Annotated in this window: 13 protein-coding genes; 6 read left to right on the top strand and 7 right to left on the bottom strand. The window is 73.7% G+C overall.

Annotation, left to right across the window (positions count from 1 at the left end):
* Positions 1 to 8 precede the first annotated feature (8 nt).
* Genes P2F65_RS17585 through galU form a run of 5 tightly spaced genes read right to left on the bottom strand, consistent with a single transcriptional unit; the run spans position 9 to position 3,754 of the window.
* On the bottom strand, positions 9 to 671 hold the full coding sequence (locus P2F65_RS17585) for a GNAT family protein (RefSeq protein ID WP_275810884.1): 663 nt from the start codon (positions 669 to 671) through the stop codon (positions 9 to 11).
* Entirely contained in the window at positions 671 to 1,150 is a 480-nt protein-coding gene (locus P2F65_RS17580; protein ID WP_275810881.1) for a MogA/MoaB family molybdenum cofactor biosynthesis protein, read from the bottom strand. The genes P2F65_RS17585 and P2F65_RS17580 overlap by 1 nt, the downstream gene beginning before the upstream one ends.
* A complete protein-coding gene (gene moaC, locus P2F65_RS17575) occupies positions 1,147 to 1,635 on the bottom strand; it encodes a cyclic pyranopterin monophosphate synthase MoaC (protein WP_275810878.1) in 489 nt (162 codons plus the stop codon). Before moaC ends, P2F65_RS17580 begins: the two co-directional genes overlap by 4 nt.
* Positions 1,632 to 2,852, bottom strand: a complete 1,221-nt coding sequence (gene glp, locus P2F65_RS17570) for a gephyrin-like molybdotransferase Glp (RefSeq protein WP_275810875.1) — start codon at positions 2,850 to 2,852, stop codon at positions 1,632 to 1,634. The genes moaC and glp overlap by 4 nt, the downstream gene beginning before the upstream one ends.
* Positions 2,849 to 3,754: a UTP--glucose-1-phosphate uridylyltransferase GalU gene (gene galU, locus P2F65_RS17565; RefSeq protein ID WP_275810872.1), complete on the bottom strand. Its 906-nt coding sequence runs from the start codon at positions 3,752 to 3,754 to the stop codon at positions 2,849 to 2,851. Before galU ends, glp begins: the two co-directional genes overlap by 4 nt.
* Positions 3,755 to 3,818: 64 nt before the next feature.
* Here galU and P2F65_RS17560 point away from each other — a divergent pair, with 64 nt between their 5' ends.
* Positions 3,819 to 4,385, top strand: coding sequence for a 5-formyltetrahydrofolate cyclo-ligase (locus P2F65_RS17560; protein ID WP_275810869.1), 567 nt, complete (start codon positions 3,819 to 3,821; stop codon positions 4,383 to 4,385).
* Here P2F65_RS17560 and P2F65_RS17555 read toward each other — a convergent pair.
* Entirely contained in the window at positions 4,374 to 6,944 is a 2,571-nt protein-coding gene (locus P2F65_RS17555) for a penicillin acylase family protein (protein WP_275810866.1), read from the bottom strand. The genes P2F65_RS17560 and P2F65_RS17555 overlap by 12 nt on opposite strands.
* Before the next feature lie 79 nt (positions 6,945 to 7,023).
* Here P2F65_RS17555 and P2F65_RS17550 point away from each other — a divergent pair, with 79 nt between their 5' ends.
* From P2F65_RS17550 to mscL, 5 genes are all read left to right on the top strand, one after another.
* Entirely contained in the window at positions 7,024 to 8,553 is a 1,530-nt protein-coding gene (locus P2F65_RS17550) for a potassium/proton antiporter (RefSeq protein WP_275810863.1), read from the top strand.
* Between the two features lie 88 nt (positions 8,554 to 8,641).
* Positions 8,642 to 8,920: an FmdB family zinc ribbon protein gene (locus P2F65_RS17545; RefSeq protein ID WP_275810860.1), complete on the top strand. Its 279-nt coding sequence runs from the start codon at positions 8,642 to 8,644 to the stop codon at positions 8,918 to 8,920.
* Positions 8,921 to 9,018: 98 nt separating this feature from the next.
* The gene (locus P2F65_RS17540) at positions 9,019 to 9,870 is read left to right on the top strand and encodes an S-methyl-5'-thioadenosine phosphorylase (protein ID WP_275810857.1); all 852 of its coding nucleotides are present in this window, start codon (positions 9,019 to 9,021) and stop codon (positions 9,868 to 9,870) included.
* Between the two features lie 7 nt (positions 9,871 to 9,877).
* Entirely contained in the window at positions 9,878 to 10,555 is a 678-nt protein-coding gene (locus P2F65_RS17535) for an SAF domain-containing protein (protein WP_275810854.1), read from the top strand.
* A gap of 59 nt (positions 10,556 to 10,614) precedes the next feature.
* Positions 10,615 to 10,986 carry a large conductance mechanosensitive channel protein MscL gene (gene mscL / locus P2F65_RS17530; RefSeq protein WP_275810852.1) on the top strand — a complete coding sequence of 124 codons (372 nt, stop codon included), beginning with the start codon at positions 10,615 to 10,617 and terminating at the stop codon, positions 10,984 to 10,986.
* A gap of 80 nt (positions 10,987 to 11,066) precedes the next feature.
* Here mscL and P2F65_RS17525 read toward each other — a convergent pair whose 3' ends face one another.
* Positions 11,067 to 15,233, bottom strand: coding sequence for an AAA domain-containing protein (locus P2F65_RS17525; protein WP_275810850.1), 4,167 nt, complete (start codon positions 15,231 to 15,233; stop codon positions 11,067 to 11,069).
* Between the last annotated feature and the right edge of the window lie 5 nt (positions 15,234 to 15,238).

Here is a 15,238-nt window from a genome sequence, read left to right as displayed (position 1 = left end):
CACAAACGTTAGGTGCCCTCCGCGCCGCCACCGGGGACGTGCGGCGGTGTGTCGCCAATGTGACTGTTGTGGTTTGTGTGAAAACGCTCGAGGAGGGTCGTCCCACCGAGGTCCTCACGGGTCAGGGCGAAGGTCCGGTGGTCGCGCCAGGCGCCGTTGATGTGCAGGTAGCGCTCGCGCAGCCCCTCGTCGCGGAAGCCCAGCTTGCGCACCACGGCCAGGCTGGCCGCGTTGTCAGGACGGATGTTGACCTCCACCCGGTGCAGGCCGAGGTCGTCGAGGGCGAGGTCGACCGACGCCGCGAGCGCGGTCGGCGCGATGCCGCGACCGGCCACGGACTGCGACACCCAGTAGCCGGCCGCGCACGACAGCAGCGACCCCCACGAGAGGCCGAACAGGTGCATCTGGCCGACGATCCGCCCCTCCGACCGGATCACGAACGGCACCATCCGCCCCGCCCGCGCCTCCCGGTTGTAGTGCCGCACCAGCGCCCGGAAGCCCAGGCCCGGGGCGCGCCCGTCCGGGGAGGTGGCCTCCCACTCCTCCAGCCAGGGCCGGTTCTGCTGGCGCACCGCCTGCCACTCGCGGCGGTCGCGCCGGTGCAGGGGCCCGAGCTCGATGACCTGCCCGGCGGGCGTCGACGCCCGCAGCTCCACCGGCCAGCGGGCCATCAGTGGTCGCCGCCGCCGATCTGGGACACGATGTGCGGCATCACCGGCCCGAGCACGGCCAGCCCGTCGCGGACCGCGCCCGCGGAGCCGGGGAGGTTCACCACGAGGGTCGACCCGGCGAGGCCGGCGATCCCGCGCGAGAGCATCGCGGCCGGCACGCCGCCTGCGATCCCCGCCGCCCGCAGCGCCTCGGCGATGCCGGGAACCTCCTGGGTGATGAAGGGAGCGGTCGCCTCCGGTGTGCGGTCCGTGGGGGTCAACCCCGTGCCGCCTGTGGTGATGAGCACCGCTGGGCGCCGCTCCAGGGCCGCCGCGATCGCCTCGGAGACGGCCTCGCCGTCGGCGACGACCACGGGGTCGGCCGCGTCGAAGCCCCAGTCACGCAGGGCCGCGGTGATCTGCGGGCCACCCCTGTCCTCGTAGACACCGGTGGCCGCGCGCGTCGAGCACGTGATCACCGCGGCACGCAGGGCACTCACTGCCCCTCCTGCCAGTCGCCGGAGCGCCCACCCGACTTGGCGGTGATCCGCACGTCGGTGATGCGGGCGTGCCGGTCGACCGCCTTGACCATGTCGATGACCGTGAGCGCGGCGACGCCCACCGCGGTCAGGGCCTCCATCTCGATGCCGGTGCGGTCCGCCGTGCGGACGGTGGCCGCGATCTCCACGCCCTCGTCGACCACCTCGAGGTCGACCGCCACGGCGTGCACGGCGATGGGGTGCGCGAGCGGGATGAGGTCGGGCGTGCGCTTCACCGCCTGTATGCCGGCGATGCGGGCCACCGCGAGCGCGTCACCCTTGGGCACGTTCCCGGCGCGCAGCGCCGCCACCGCCGCCTCGGACAGCAGCACCCGGCCCTTCGCGCTCGCCTGCCGCGCGGTCACCTGCTTGCCGGAGACGTCGACCATGTGTGCCGAGCCGTCGTCGCGGACGTGGGTGAGCCGCTCGCCCGGGCCCTCGCTCACGGCGCGTCCGTCCCGAGCAGTGGCAGGCAGAGCAGCTCGTCGCCCTCGTGCACCTCGGTGACCTGCGGGGGAACGACGGCCAGCGCCTCGGCAGCGGCAAGCGCGCCGAGCATGTGCGAGCCCTGCCCTCCGGCGAGGCGCACCCGGTCGTCGTCGAATACCACCCGGGTGAACTCCATCTTCCCCTCCACCGAGCGCCACGACTCGGCTGCGGTCGCCGGCACGAACCCCGGCGGCCACGCCTTCTCCGGCCGCCCGGCCATCGCTCGCAGCGCGGGGGCGACGAACACGTGGAACGAGACCAGCGCGCTGACGGGGTTGCCCGGCAACGTGAAGACCGGCACCCGCTCCACCCCGAGCACGCCGAAGCCCTGCGGCATGCCCGGCCGCATCGCGACCTTGTCGAACTGCACGGTGCCCACGCGCGAGAGCACCTCCTTGACGGTGTCGAAGGCGCCCATGCTCACCCCGCCCGTGGTGATGATCGCGTCGGCGCGCACGAGCTGGCCCTCGAGGGCCTCCATCAGCTGGCGGGCGTCGTCGGGCACTCCCCCGACCCGGTGGGGCGTGGCCCCGACGGCCCGCACGGCCGCCGTGAGCATCAGCGAGTTGGAGTCGACGACCTGGCCGAACCCCGGCTCCTTCCCCGGCTCGACGAGCTCGTCGCCGGTGGAGAGCACGACCACGCGAGGCTTGGGCACGACCCGCACCCGGGCGGTCCCCGCCGCCGCGAGCAGGGCGATCTGCCCCGGACCGAGCAGCGCACCCGCGCGCAGGATGACCTCGCCCGCCTGCACGTCCTCACCGGCGTGCCGGACGTGCTGCCCCGGGACCGGCGCGGACCGCAGCGAGACGTGCACCACGCCACCGTCGGTCGCCTCGACGGGCACGACGGCGTCGGCGCCACGAGGCATCGGGGCGCCGGTCATGATGCGCATGGTCTGGCCCCGCGCCAGCGAGAGGGCGTTGGTGTTGCCGGCCGCGATGTCGTTGACCACCGGCAGCACGACGGGGCTCTCCGGGGTGGCCCCCTCGAGGTCCGCCGCGTGCACGGCATACCCGTCCATCGCCGAGTTGGTGAAGCCGGGCAGCTGGCCCTGGGCCACGACGTCGTCGGCGAGCACGCAGCCCTGCGCCTCCAGCACCCCGAGCTCGAAGGGGGGCAGGGGCCGGACCGTGCCGAGGATCCGCCCGAGGTGCTCCTCGACCGAGATCATGACTCCTCGGCGGCCCGCTTCGCCCGCTCCTCGGCGAACTCGTCCAGCCAGGCGCCGAAGTCCTTGCCCAGCTCGGGGTGCACCAGGCCCAGCTTCACGACGGCCTTGAGGTAGTCGAGGCGGTCGCCGGTGTCGTAGCGTCGGCCGCGGAAGACGACGCCATGGACGCCACCGCCCGGCTGGCCGGAGACCGCGAGCTCCTGGAGGGCGTCGGTCAGCTGGATCTCGTTGCCCCGGCCCGGCTTGGTGTGCTCGAGCACCTCGAACACCGACGGGTCGAGAACGTAGCGACCGATGATCGCGAGGTTGCTCGGGGCCTCGTCGGGCGACGGCTTCTCGACCAGCCCGGTCACCTTGACGACGTCGCCCTCGACGGGCTCCACGGCGGCACAGCCGTAGAGGTTGACCGACTCGCGCGGCACCTCCATGAGGGCGATGACGCTGCCGCCACGCTCCTCGCGCACGCGGACCATCTCCTCGAGGAGGTGGTCGCGGCCGTCGATGAGGTCGTCACCGAGCAGGACGGCGAACGGGTGGTCTCCCACGTGCTCCTTGGCGACCAGGACGGCGTGGCCGAGGCCGAGCGGCTGGCCCTGGCGCACGAAGTGCACCTTGCCGAGGTCGGCCGACTCGCGGACTCTCCTCAGCCGGTGCTCGTCGCCCTTGGCCTCGAGGGCGGCCTCGAGCTCCCAGTTGCGGTCGAAGTGGTCCTCGAGGGCTCCCTTGTTGCGCCCGGTGATGACGAGGATGTCGTCGAGGCCGGCCCGGACCGACTCCTCCACGACGTACTGGATGGCCGGCTTGTCGACGACCGGCAGCATCTCCTTGGGCGTGGCCTTGGTCGCAGGCAGGAAGCGGGTGCCCAGTCCAGCGGCAGGGATGACGGCCTTCGTGACACTCATGGGGGTCACCCTACTTGCCGGTCACGGCGCCGCACGGCGGGTCGGGACAGGTCACACTGTGCCTGTGACGGGGTATGCCGGCGGGCCGGCCGAGGATTCCAAACGGGCCCTGCGCGCGCGCTTCCGCGCCGAGCGCCGCGAGCGTGCCGCGCTGCGTGAGCGCGAGACGGACGCCGCCGCCCTCGCCGAGGCCGGCATGGCCGTGGTCGCCGAGACGGGGGTCGCCCCCGGCGAGTGGGTGAGCATCTACGAGTCGACGCCCGTCGAGCCACCCACCCACGCCCTGGTCGACGCGCTGCGGGCGCGCGGCATACGGGTCATGATGCCCATCACCCTCCCGGACCTCGACCTCGATTGGGCCGAGGCGGGGTCCGGCGCCCCCCTGGGCCGGGAGGCCGTCGGGTGGGCCAAGGTGGTCTTCGTGCCGGCCCTGTCTCTCGACCGGGGCGGCACCCGGATGGGCCAGGGCGGCGGGTGCTACGACCGGGTGCTCCCACGCGCCCCGGGCGCCCGCGTCGTGGCCCTCGTGCACCCCTGGGAGGTCAGGGACGAGCAGCTGCCCCGCGAGGCGCACGACCTGCCGGTGACCGAGGTCATCACCGCCGACGGGCCGGTGCGCTCACTCGGGTGAGCCCGGGACGAGCTGCAGCGTGTCGCCGCTCTCCTCCCGCACCGCCTTCTCCGAGAAGGGCCACGGGAAGGTCTCGTTCTCGGCCCAGGCGTCGACCTGGTCGTCGTAGTTGTCGTGGAAGGCGTGGCCGCTGTTGCCGGTGGCGTTGACCCACCGCGAGCGGTCGAGGTTGCCGAGGTCGACGACCATGCGCATCGACGGCCCGAAGCGCGCCTCGAAGCCCTGGCTGGCGTCCCAGCTCGTGGCGTTGACGACCGCCGAGCCGCCGGACACCGCGATGGGCCCGCGGTTGAACAGCATACGGACGGGGCCGGGCACGGTGTCGGAGCCGAGCACGCGGTGCTCCAGGGTCAGGTCGTGCAGCTTGCCCCACTCCCAGGCCCCGGGATCCTTGCCCAGCTCCTTGGTCAGGTCGAGGCGGGCCTCGACGAGGGCCTGGCGCAGGATCTCGGCCTCGCCCTCGGTGACACCCGGGGTGAGCTTGTTGTCCCACCAGGCGCTGCGCGGCTTGTCGAGCAGGGTGGTGACGGCCTGCATCCACTGGTCGCTGCCGTTGGCCCGCAGGTCGTCCGGCAGCTCGTCGTTGAAGGTGAGCTCGACGAGGTTGGACCAGACCGCGTTGAAGTAGGCGGCCGACGCGCTGGAGTCGGAGCGGCCGACGGGGTTGGTGAAGTCCCACCCGCGCAGCAGGTCCTGGCCCTCCTTGGTGAACTCGTCGCTGCCGAGGTCGACCTCGAGCAGGCGCTTGACGAGGGTCGGCGCGAACTCGCTGCGGGTGTCGCCCTGGATCTGGGACATCCGCTCGGGGGTGACCTTCTTCTCCTTCTCCAGCAGCGCGCGGATCCGGTGGGCGCGGAAGCCGTAGTCCCACTCCGTGGTGAGGAACGGCGTGGGGCTGGCCGTGACGGCCTGGTTCGCCGTGACGATCAGGCCCTCCGGCGGGTCGTAGACCCAGGGCATGTCCTCGAACGGGACGTAGCCCTTCCAGTCCCAGGCCGAGCGCCAGCCCGCGGTGGGCCAGAAGCCTGGCACCGCGCCGGGGGTGTCCGAGCGACGGATGGGGATCATGCCGGGCGCCTGGTAGCCGATGTGGCCCTCGCGGTCGGCGTAGACGAGGTTCTGGCTGGGCACCGCGAACCACTTCGCCGCCTGCCGGAACTCCTCGAAGCTGGTCGCCGTGTTGAGCCCGAAGATCGCGTCGGCGGTCCGGTTCGGGGTCAGCGCGGTCCACGCGAGCGCCACCTCGTACTTGCCGGCGCTGGGGCGGCCCGAGACCGGGGCCCGGTCCCCGGTCTCGTCGAGCTCCTTGACCGCCTCCGAGACCAGGGGCCCGTGGACCGTGCTGCGGACCGTCATGGTGTGGTCGCCGCCGCCCGCGACCTTGATGGTCTCGGTGCGCTCCTCGAGGGCGACGTACTTCCCGTCGCGCTGGTAGGTGCCGCCGCGGACCTGCTCGAGGAAGAAGTCGGTGACGTCGGGGTCGAGGTTGGTGAAGCCCCACGCGATCTGCTGGTTGTGCCCGATGACCACGCCGGGCAGCCCGGCGAACGAGAACCCGCTGACGTCGAAGGGGCACTCGCTGCTCACCGACCGGCAGTGCAGCCCGACCTGGGCCCAGACGCCCGGGATGCTGACGCCGAGGTGCGGGTCGTTGGCGAGCAGCGGCTTGCCCGTACTCGACCGCTCGGGTCCCACCACCCAGGAGTTGGAGCCCACACCCGGGCCCCGGCCCACCGACTGGGGCACGGCGGCCAGCGCGCGCTGCACCGCGGCATACGCCTCCTTGGCCCCACCTGTGGTGCGCTCCTCGAGCGGCACCGCCTCGGGCACGGCGGCCCCGGGCACGGCGGAGGCTGCGCCCTGCGCGCCGGCCCCGGGGCTCCAGTTCTGGGCCGACAGGATCGGCTTGTTCTGGCGGTAGGGGTAGGGCGGGTAGAGCTCGTTGATCTGCGCGACGGGGACCCGGCCGAACAGCCGCGCCCGCGTGAGCTCACCCTCGTAGTCGCCTCGCAGGTCCCACGCCATCGCCTTCAGCCAGGCCAGTGAGTCGGCGGGGGTCCACGGCTCGACGCGGTAGTCGTTCACCTGCTGTCCGAGCACGACGTACTCGAGGGCCATCCGCGAAGGGCTGCCCTGCCGGTCGATGTAGGCGTTGACCCCGTCGGCGTAGGCCTGGAGGTAGCGGCGGGTCTCCGGGGCGAGCATCGGCAGCTCGGCCTCGGCCACGCGGCGCCAGCCCATGGTGCGGATGACCTTGTCGGTCTCGAGGCCGCTGGAGCCCACCAGCTCCGAGAGCCGGCCGGCGGTGATGTGCCGGCGCAGGTCCATCTCGAAGAACCGGTCCTGGGCGTGCACGAAGCCCTGCGCCCGGAAGAGGTCCTGGGCGTTGTCGGCGTAGATCTGCGGGACGCCCCGGTCGTTGCGGAGCACGGTCACGCTGCCGCTCAGTCCCGGGACCGAGATCTCACCGTCGGCCGTCGGGAAGGGCCGGCGCACCCACGTGACGCCGAGGATGGCGGCGACCACGAGGAGGACCACGACGAGGGCGGCGACCGACACGGCAATACGACGAACAAGAATGGCGCGCGACACCCTGCGAGACTAGGACACACCGCGAGCGAGAGGACATGACGGGGCCGTGGACGCGACTTTCCTCGCGGAGCAGGGTGACTTCACGCTCGAACACCTCACCCCTGTGCTCCTCATCGGCTCCGTCGTGCTGCTCGTGTCCGTGGCGGCCGTGCGCCTGTCGGTGAAGTCGGGGCTGCCGTCGCTGCTCCTCTACCTCGCCATCGGCCTGGCCATCGGCGAGGCGGGCTTCGGCATCAACTTCGACGACAACGCGCTCGCCCAGGTGCTCGGGTACGCCGCACTCGTCCTGATCCTCGCCGAGGGCGGCCTGAGCACGAAGTGGGACGGCATCAAGGACTCCGTGGCGCCGGCCGCCGCGCTCTCCACCGTGGGCGTCGTCGTGTCGGTGGCCGTCGTCGGGGTGGCCTGCCGCTATCTCCTCGACCTGCCCTGGATCACCGCCCTCATGGTCGGCGCCATCCTCAGCTCGACCGACGCCGCCGCCGTCTTCTCGGTGCTGCGGAGGGTGCCGCTGCCACGGCGGATCACCGGGCTGCTCGAGGCCGAGTCGGGGTTCAACGACGCCCCGGTCGTGATCGCCGTGACGGCCCTGGCGGCCGCGAGCGCCGACCCAGCGCACGCCGATCCGTGGTGGGTGCTGGGCTGGCACGCGGCGGTCGAGCTGGCCGGCGGGGCCGTCGTCGGGCTGACGATCGGCTGGCTGGGCGGCCAGTTCATGCGCCGGGCCGCCTCGGGGTCCTCGGGCCTGTTCTCCATCGGGATCATGTCGCTCACCGTGCTGGCGTATGCCGCTGCCGCCGCCGTGCACACCAGCGGGTTCCTCGCCTGCTACCTCGCCGCGCTCGTGCTCGGCAACATGGCCCTGCCCCACCGGCAGGCCGTCTCGGCCTTCGCCACCTCGCTGGGCTGGTTCGCCCAGATCGGGCTGTTCGTGATGCTCGGACTGCTGGCGTCGCCGCTGGGGATGGGCAGCCAGGTGCTGCCGGCCATCGTCATCGGCCTGGTCCTGCTGCTGGTGGCCCGGCCGCTGTCGGTGCTGGTGTCGATGACGCCGTTCCGCGTGCCGTGGCACGACCAGGCCTTCCTGTCCTGGGCCGGCCTGCGCGGCGCCGTGCCCGTCGTGCTGGCCACGGTGCCGCTGACCGCGGGCGCGCCGGACGTGGACTGGATCTTCGACCTCGTCTTCGTGCTGGTCGTCGTCTTCACCCTCGTGCAGGGCCCGACGCTGCCCTGGGTGGCCCGCCGGCTCGGCGTCGCCGACACCTACCAGGCACTCAACCTGGCGGTGGAGTCCACGCCGCTCGAGGAGCTGGGCGCCGAGCTGTTCCAGGTGACGGTCGGCCCCACCTCGAAGCTGCACGGCGTGGAGGTGTTCGAGCTTCGCCTCCCGCAGGGCGCGAACGTCACGCTGGTGGTGCGGGGCGGCTCGGGGTTCGTGCCCACCCCCAACACGACCATCCGGCGCGGCGACCAGCTGCTCATCGTCGCCACCGCCGAGACCCGGCAGAAGGTCGAGCAGCGGGTGCGCTCGGTCAGCCAGTCGGGCCGCCTGGCGGGCTGGCGCCGACGACGCTGACCCCCCGGCCGGCCGGCCGACGTTGCGACCCCGCCGGACGACGTATACTTGGCACTCGAAGTCCGACAGTGCTAATCGGGGAGGAACCGTGCCGACGTACGCCTACGCGTGCACCGCGTGCGATCACCGCTTTGAGATCTTCCAGTCCTTCAGCGAGGACTCCCTGTCGCAGTGCCCGCAGTGCGAGGGCCGGCTGCGCAAGCTGTTCAACGCCGTGGGCGTGGTGTTCAAGGGTGGCGGGTTCTACCGCACGGACTCGCGCAGCGGCTCCTCCTCGTCAGCGCCCGCCTCGACGGACACGAAGAAGCCCTCCTCGGCCCCGTCGACCTCCTCGTCGTCCTCCTCGGCCGACGGCTCCGCCGCCTGAGGCTCGCTCGTCCACAGCCCGGTATGCCGGGGGGCCGGCTTCCACAGCCCCGCTCCTGACCGCGAGCGGGCCGGGCCCCGCCTCGTAGGCTCGGGCCCATGACTCACGCACCCACCCACACCGACGGGCCGAGGGCCGACCTGGGCGTCATCGGGGGCTCCGGCTTCTACGAGTTCCTCACCCACGCCGAGCGCGTGCCGGTGTCGACCCCGTTCGGCGACCCGAGCGACGACCTGGTCATCGGTGACCTCGAGGGCCGCCGCGTGGCGTTCCTCGCCCGGCACGGCCGCGACCACCGCTTCCAGCCGCACAAGGTGAACTACCGCGCCAACCTCTGGGCGCTGCGCTCGGTCGGCGTCCGCCAGGTGCTGTCGCCGTGTGCCGTGGGGTCGCTGCGCGAGGAGCTCGGCCCCGGCACGATCGTCGTGCCCGACCAGGTCGTCGACCGCACGTGGGGCCGGGAGCACACGCTCTACGACGCCGAGGGGCCGGTGGTGCACGTCGGGTTCGCGGACCCCTACTGCCCGCACGGGCGTCAGGTCGTCATCGAATCCGCCCGGGCTGCGGGCAAGCAGGTCGAGGACGGCGGCACCCTCGTGGTCGTCAACGGCCCGCGGTTCTCCTCCAAGGCCGAGTCGCGGTGGCACCAGCAGGCGGGGTGGACCGTGGTCGGCATGACCGCCATGCCCGAGGCGGCCCTGGCCCGCGAGCTGGCCATGTGCTTCACCACCATCGCCCTCGTCACCGACCACGACGCCGGGGTCCACGGCGTCGAGGCCGTCACCCACGAGGAGGTGCTGCGGGTGTTCGCCGAGAACGTCGAGGACCTCAAGCGGGTGCTCCGCTCCACCCTCGTCGCGATGCCGGAGACCGAACCGGACGATGCGGCCTCGTGCCCGTGCCGTCGCGCGCTCGACGGCATCACCCTGCCCGCCCCGCTCCCGGGCTGACCCGGTCGTGCGCGGCCTGGGGGGAGGCGCCCGGCTGCTGGGTGAGGGACGCCGGGGCGCCTGGCGTCGCCGGGTGCTGCGGCGCGGGCTCTCGGCCGGGCTGGCCGGGGCCGCAGTGCTGGGGAGCGTGGCCGTGGCCCGCACACCGGAGGGCGGACCACGGGTGACCGTGCTGGTGGCGGCCCGCGACCTGCCGGCCGGTCACGAGGTCGGCCCGGGCGACGTGGTGGCGCAGAGCCGGCCGGCAGGCTTTGCGCCGAGCACGCCACCTCGCGAGGTGGGTGCCGTCTCGGGCCGCCGGCTGGCCGGGCCGGTCGGCGCCGGCGAGGTGCTCACGCCCGGTCGGCTGGTGGGGCCCGGGCTGCTGGACGGACAGTCCCCCGGCACTCGGGCCGTGCACGTCCCCGTTGCCGACCCGGGCGCCCTCGGGATGGTGCAGCCGGGTGACCCCGTCGACCTGGTGGCCCCGACCGGCGAGACGGTGGCCGCAGCGGTCACCGTCCTGGCGGTCGTCAGCGGGTCCGAGGCCGGCGCCGGTGGCTTCACCGGCATGCCCGCCGCAGGGGGCGGCCTGGTCGCGGCGGTCACCGCCGAGCAGGCGCGACATCTGGCGAGCGCTCCGCCGGATGAACTGGGAGGCTCGGCGGTGACGGTGGTCCTGCGCAGCGGCTCGTCGCTACGGTGAGGGTCACCGGAACGTCCGTGAACCACGGGTACGTCCGAAACCGAAAGGCGGGGCAGTTCGTGAAGGGCTTCAGGGACTTCGTCATGCGCGGCAATCTCGTCGAGCTGGCCGTCGCGTTCGTCATGGGCGCGGCGTTCGCCACGGTCGTGACCGCGTTCACTGCCATGCTCATGAGCTTGCTGGGCAAGGTCGGCGGCCAGCCGGACTTCGACAACTATCGGCCGGGGGGCGTCCCCGTCGGCGTCTTCCTGACCGCACTCGTGTCGTTCATCATCATTGCCGCGGTCGTGTACTTCTTCGTGGTCAAGCCCTACGAGGCTGCCCGTGAGCGCTTCGTGAGGCAGGAGGAGGACGCCGCTCCCCCGGAGGACGTCCAGCTGCTCAGGGAGATCCGCGACCTGCTGGCCGGACGCCCCACCGGCACCATGTAGTCCGACCACCACGTGCAGGAGGCGCCGACCCCGCGGGGTCGGCGCCTTCTGCACGTGAGGCCCGGGGAGTCAGTCGTTCCTCAGTCCCTGCCCCAGTGCGGCGGGCGCTGCTCCTGCAGCCACCGGTCGTGGGCGCTCTCGTCGAAGAGCTCGCCCCAGCCGGCGTCGGTGTCGTCCTTGGTCTGCTCCGGGGCCCGCTTCGGCTTTCGCCGCAGCACGCGGCGCTTCCGCCCGTCCTCCTCGGCCAGCGCAGGCGCCTGCTCGGGAGCCGGGAACAGGGTCTCGGCCTGGGCCTCGTCCGGCCCGGCGGGGTCGGCAGCACCGGCCGGCTCGACGGTGTCGGGTGCCTGCTCGTCGGCCCGCGACGGCACCGGCTGCTCCTGCTGCTCGTTCTCTGGCACGACCCCAGTCTCCCGCTCGTCACGCCTGCCGGGGCGCGCCTTCTCCGAGGCCCGCTGGGTCAGCGCCACCACCCGGGCCACATCACGGGCAGGGTCGCGGAACAGGTCGGTGCTCCAGACGCGCACGTGCTCCCAGCCGAGCCGGCCGAGCTGCTCGACCCGCAGGCGGTCACGGTCGCGCGTGCTGCGCATCGCGGCATACGCGGGTCCGTCGGACTCCACCGCGACGAGCACGTGGCCCGGCCGGCGGGGGTCCTCGACGGCGAGGTCGATCGGCTGTGCCGAGCCGCCGTAGGCCTCGTGCACCACGAGGCCGGCCTCGCGCAGGCGGCGGGCGAACTCGGCCCGCACCGGCTCCGTCGTGGTCGGGACAGGCACCGCCGGTGCGGCACTCGCGGCGACCTCGCCCGGGCCCTCGGACGGGGCGGGGAGCACGGCGCCCTGCGACTCGGCATACGCGAGGAAGTCGCGGAGCATGGTGGCCCCGCGCGCCTTCAGGCGGGTGGGGTCGAGGTCACTCGCCAGCAGCGACGACACCACGGTCATCCGCCGGCGGGCGCGGGTGATGGCGACGTTGAGACGGCGCTCGCCGCCCTCGAGGTTGAGCGGCCCGAACCGGTGGAGCACCCGGCCGTGCGGGGTCTTGCCGTAGCCGATGGAGAGGAGGACGGCGTCGCGCTCGTCGCCCTGCACCCGCTCGAGGTTCTTGACGAAGAAGCGCTCGGGGCGGTCCTCGTCGAAGAAGTCGCCGACCCCGTCGGCGTCGACGAGCGCCCGGCGCAGCGCCTCGTCGATCCGGCCGGCGTGCTTGATGCCGAGCGCGATGACGCCGAGCGACTCGTGCGGCCGGGTGCGGGCGTGCTCGAGCACCAGGTCGACGACCCGGGCGACCTCGGCCTCGGTGGACTCGATGGCCTCCTCGCCGGGCTGCACCACGCCGGCCCCCTCGACGGCCTCGAGCCGCACGACCGGGTCGCTGCCCGTGCCCGGGAAGGTGACCAGGCCGCCGTCGTACACGTGGCGGTTGGCGAAGGCGATGAGGCGCTCGTCGAGGGAGCGGTAGTGCCAGGACAGCCGCCGGGTCGGCAGCGCGGCGGCGAGCACGTCGAGCACCGACTCGAAGCCCTCGGTGAGCGCCTCGGTCTCGGCAGCACCCTCGTCGTCGACCGCCGCGGTGAAGAACGAAGTGGGCGGCAGCTGGCGCTCGTCGCCCGCCACGACCACCTGGTGGGCACGCGAGATCGCCGAGATCGCCTGGGCGGGCGGCACCTGCGAGGCCTCGTCGAAGATGACGACGTCGAACCAGCGGCCGGGCGGCAGGACGGACGCGACGACCAGGGGGCTCATCGCCCAGGCCGGCTTGATCGCCGTGAGGGTGTGCCCGGCACGCGGCAGCAGCTCGCGCAGCGGTCGGTGGCGCCGCGCCTTGCCCGCCTCTGCGCGCACCAGCGCCTCCTGCTCGGGGTGGTCGGCCAGCACCTCGCGCAGCCGTCGCCCGGCCGCGGCACGGACCCGCTCGGCGCTGCCCTTGAGGTGGGCGTGGTCGGCGGCGACGTACTCACGGGCGACGCGGCGCAGGTGGTCGCCGTCGTGGGCGCCGTAGGCGGGGTCCTGCACGGTGAGGTGCTCGGCGAGCGAGGCCCACCAGACGAACTCGAGCTCGGAGGCCACGTCGTCGACGTCGACCTTGCGGCGGGCGAGGTCGTCGACGAGGGCACCCATGCCCGCCGCGCGCAGCGCATCGACCGTGCCGAGCACGCGTGGGAGCACGGCGAGGCGCTCGGGTCGGGCCGCGAGCGCCGCCATCCGCTGCTGCAGCGCGTCCATGTCGGTGCCGAGCAGGTCGCCGCCCTCGGCCGTGGGCGCGAGCCGCTCCCCCAGCCAGCGCAGGTCGCCGGCCAGGGAGTCGTATGCCGTGCGGGCCCCGTCGAGGTCGACCGGGATCTCGGGGCGCCCGCCGGCGCCGGCCATCTGGTGCCAGGCCTGGCGCTGGTGCTGGGCGTCGACGAGGGCGGCGTGCAGGTCGGCGGGCGGCGTGCCCGGTCGCAGCAGGCCGCGGGCCTGCCGGCGCAGCCGCCACCGGGCGTACCAGCCCAGGGCCACGCCGTTCTGCTCGCGGTACTCCGAGGTGCCGGTGGCCGCGACGAGGTCGCCGAGCGGCAGGTCGAAGACCTCGGGCCGGAAGACCTCGAGGGTGTCGCGCACCCGGCCCACCGTGTCGAGCACGTCGCCCCAGTCGGCGACCCGCCGCGCCTCCGGCAGCGTCACCTCGGCGAAGACCTCGTCGATGGTCTTCTGCACGTCCTGCAGGCCGCTCTGGCTGAGCCGGCCGGTGATGTCCTGCGCGCGCACCGCGTCCTCGGCCGTGGTGATCCGGGCGGCATACCAGGGGTCGGTGCCGTCGTCGGTCGACCAGGCGCCGAGCGAGGCCGCCTCGGTGAGCTCGCGGGCCAGCTCGTCCACCCGCTCGCGGCTGAGGCCGGTGAGCTGTTCGCCGCGGATGCGGACGCGGGAGGTCGGTGAGTGGCGGCGCGCCGACAGGGTGGCGATGGCGTCCTGCACCTGGTGGGCGCTGACGCCCCAGGGCTGGCGCACATCGTGCAGGGCCTTGGCGTGCTCCACGAGCCGTGCCCGGCGCTCGACCAGGGCCTTCTCGACCGCGGAGGTGTCGGGCTCGGCAGCGGCCGTGCCCCGCTCGAGGGCGGCCCCGAACTCCTGGGCCAGCCGGCGCCTGTTGCTCGCCCCGTCGTAGGCGTCGAGCACGAGGTCGGCGAGGCCGACCCGCTCGAGGCGCGAGAGCACGGCGTCGATGGCGGCCCGCTTCTCGGCGACGAAGAGCACGCGCTTGCCCTCACCGGCCAGAGAGGCGATGAGGTTGGCGATGGTCTGCGACTTGCCGGTGCCCGGCGGGCCCTTGATGACGAGGTGGGCGCCGCTGCGCACGGCGTCGATGGCGGCCTGCTGGGTGGAGTCGGCGTCGAGGATGAGATGCTCGCGCGAGGGGTCGGCGTCGGCGGCGGTCTCGGGGACGGTCGAGCGCACCGCCTTCAGCGCGCCGGGGTCACCGGCCAGCGCCGCGACCACGTCGTGGTTGGCGAGCTCGGCCCCCTGCGCCGCGAGGTCGGCCACCATCGGCAGCTTCGCGTAGGAGAAGGTGCCGAGCACGAGCCGCGGCGCCACGGAGAAGTCGGGCACCTGCCCGCACAGGCTCGTGAGCGCGGCATACACGGGGTAGGGGTCGAAGCCGTTGCCCGCGCTGGCCATCTCCTCCAGCGCCGCGGTGTCGATGTCGAGGCCCTGCTCGGAGCGCAGGTAGTGCTCGAGCACGGGGTTGAGCTCCACCTCGTTGCCGAGGTCGATGCTGAAGTCCTCCTGGGCCGCGCCGGTCGGCTTGAGCACGCACGAGCGCAGCAGCACCGGCGCCGCGGGCGGACGGGAGGCGCCGCGGACCGTCCACGTGGCCATCCCGATGGCGATGAACCCGGCGGCGATGCCCCGCTCCTCGGCGAGCTCGAGGGTCTTGGCCCGGATCGTGCGGGCGCGACGGCGGGCCTCGTCGAGGGCTGCGGGCTCACGCACGAGGTCGGACAGCCGGGTCGGGCGCCCGGCGAGCAGCATCGCGACCCCACCGGGGTGGGCGGTCGTCAGGTCGAGGGTCCCGCTGGGCAGGTCGCGGTACCACAGCAGCGTATTGCGGCCGCCGAGGTCGACGAGGTGCCGCTGCCAGACCTGCACGGCGGCGGCGACGCGTTCGGCCCGGGGGTCGGCCGGGGCGGGGTCGGCGGCCTCCGAGGAGGGCGAGGGCGACGCGGGCGACGCCGCCGCAGCGGTCGCCTCAGCCCCCACGCCTG

The organism is Knoellia sp. p5-6-4, assembly GCF_029222705.1.
Taxonomy (GTDB): Bacteria; Actinomycetota; Actinomycetes; order Actinomycetales; family Dermatophilaceae; genus Pedococcus_A.
This window is presented reverse-complemented; position numbering and strand designations above follow the sequence as displayed.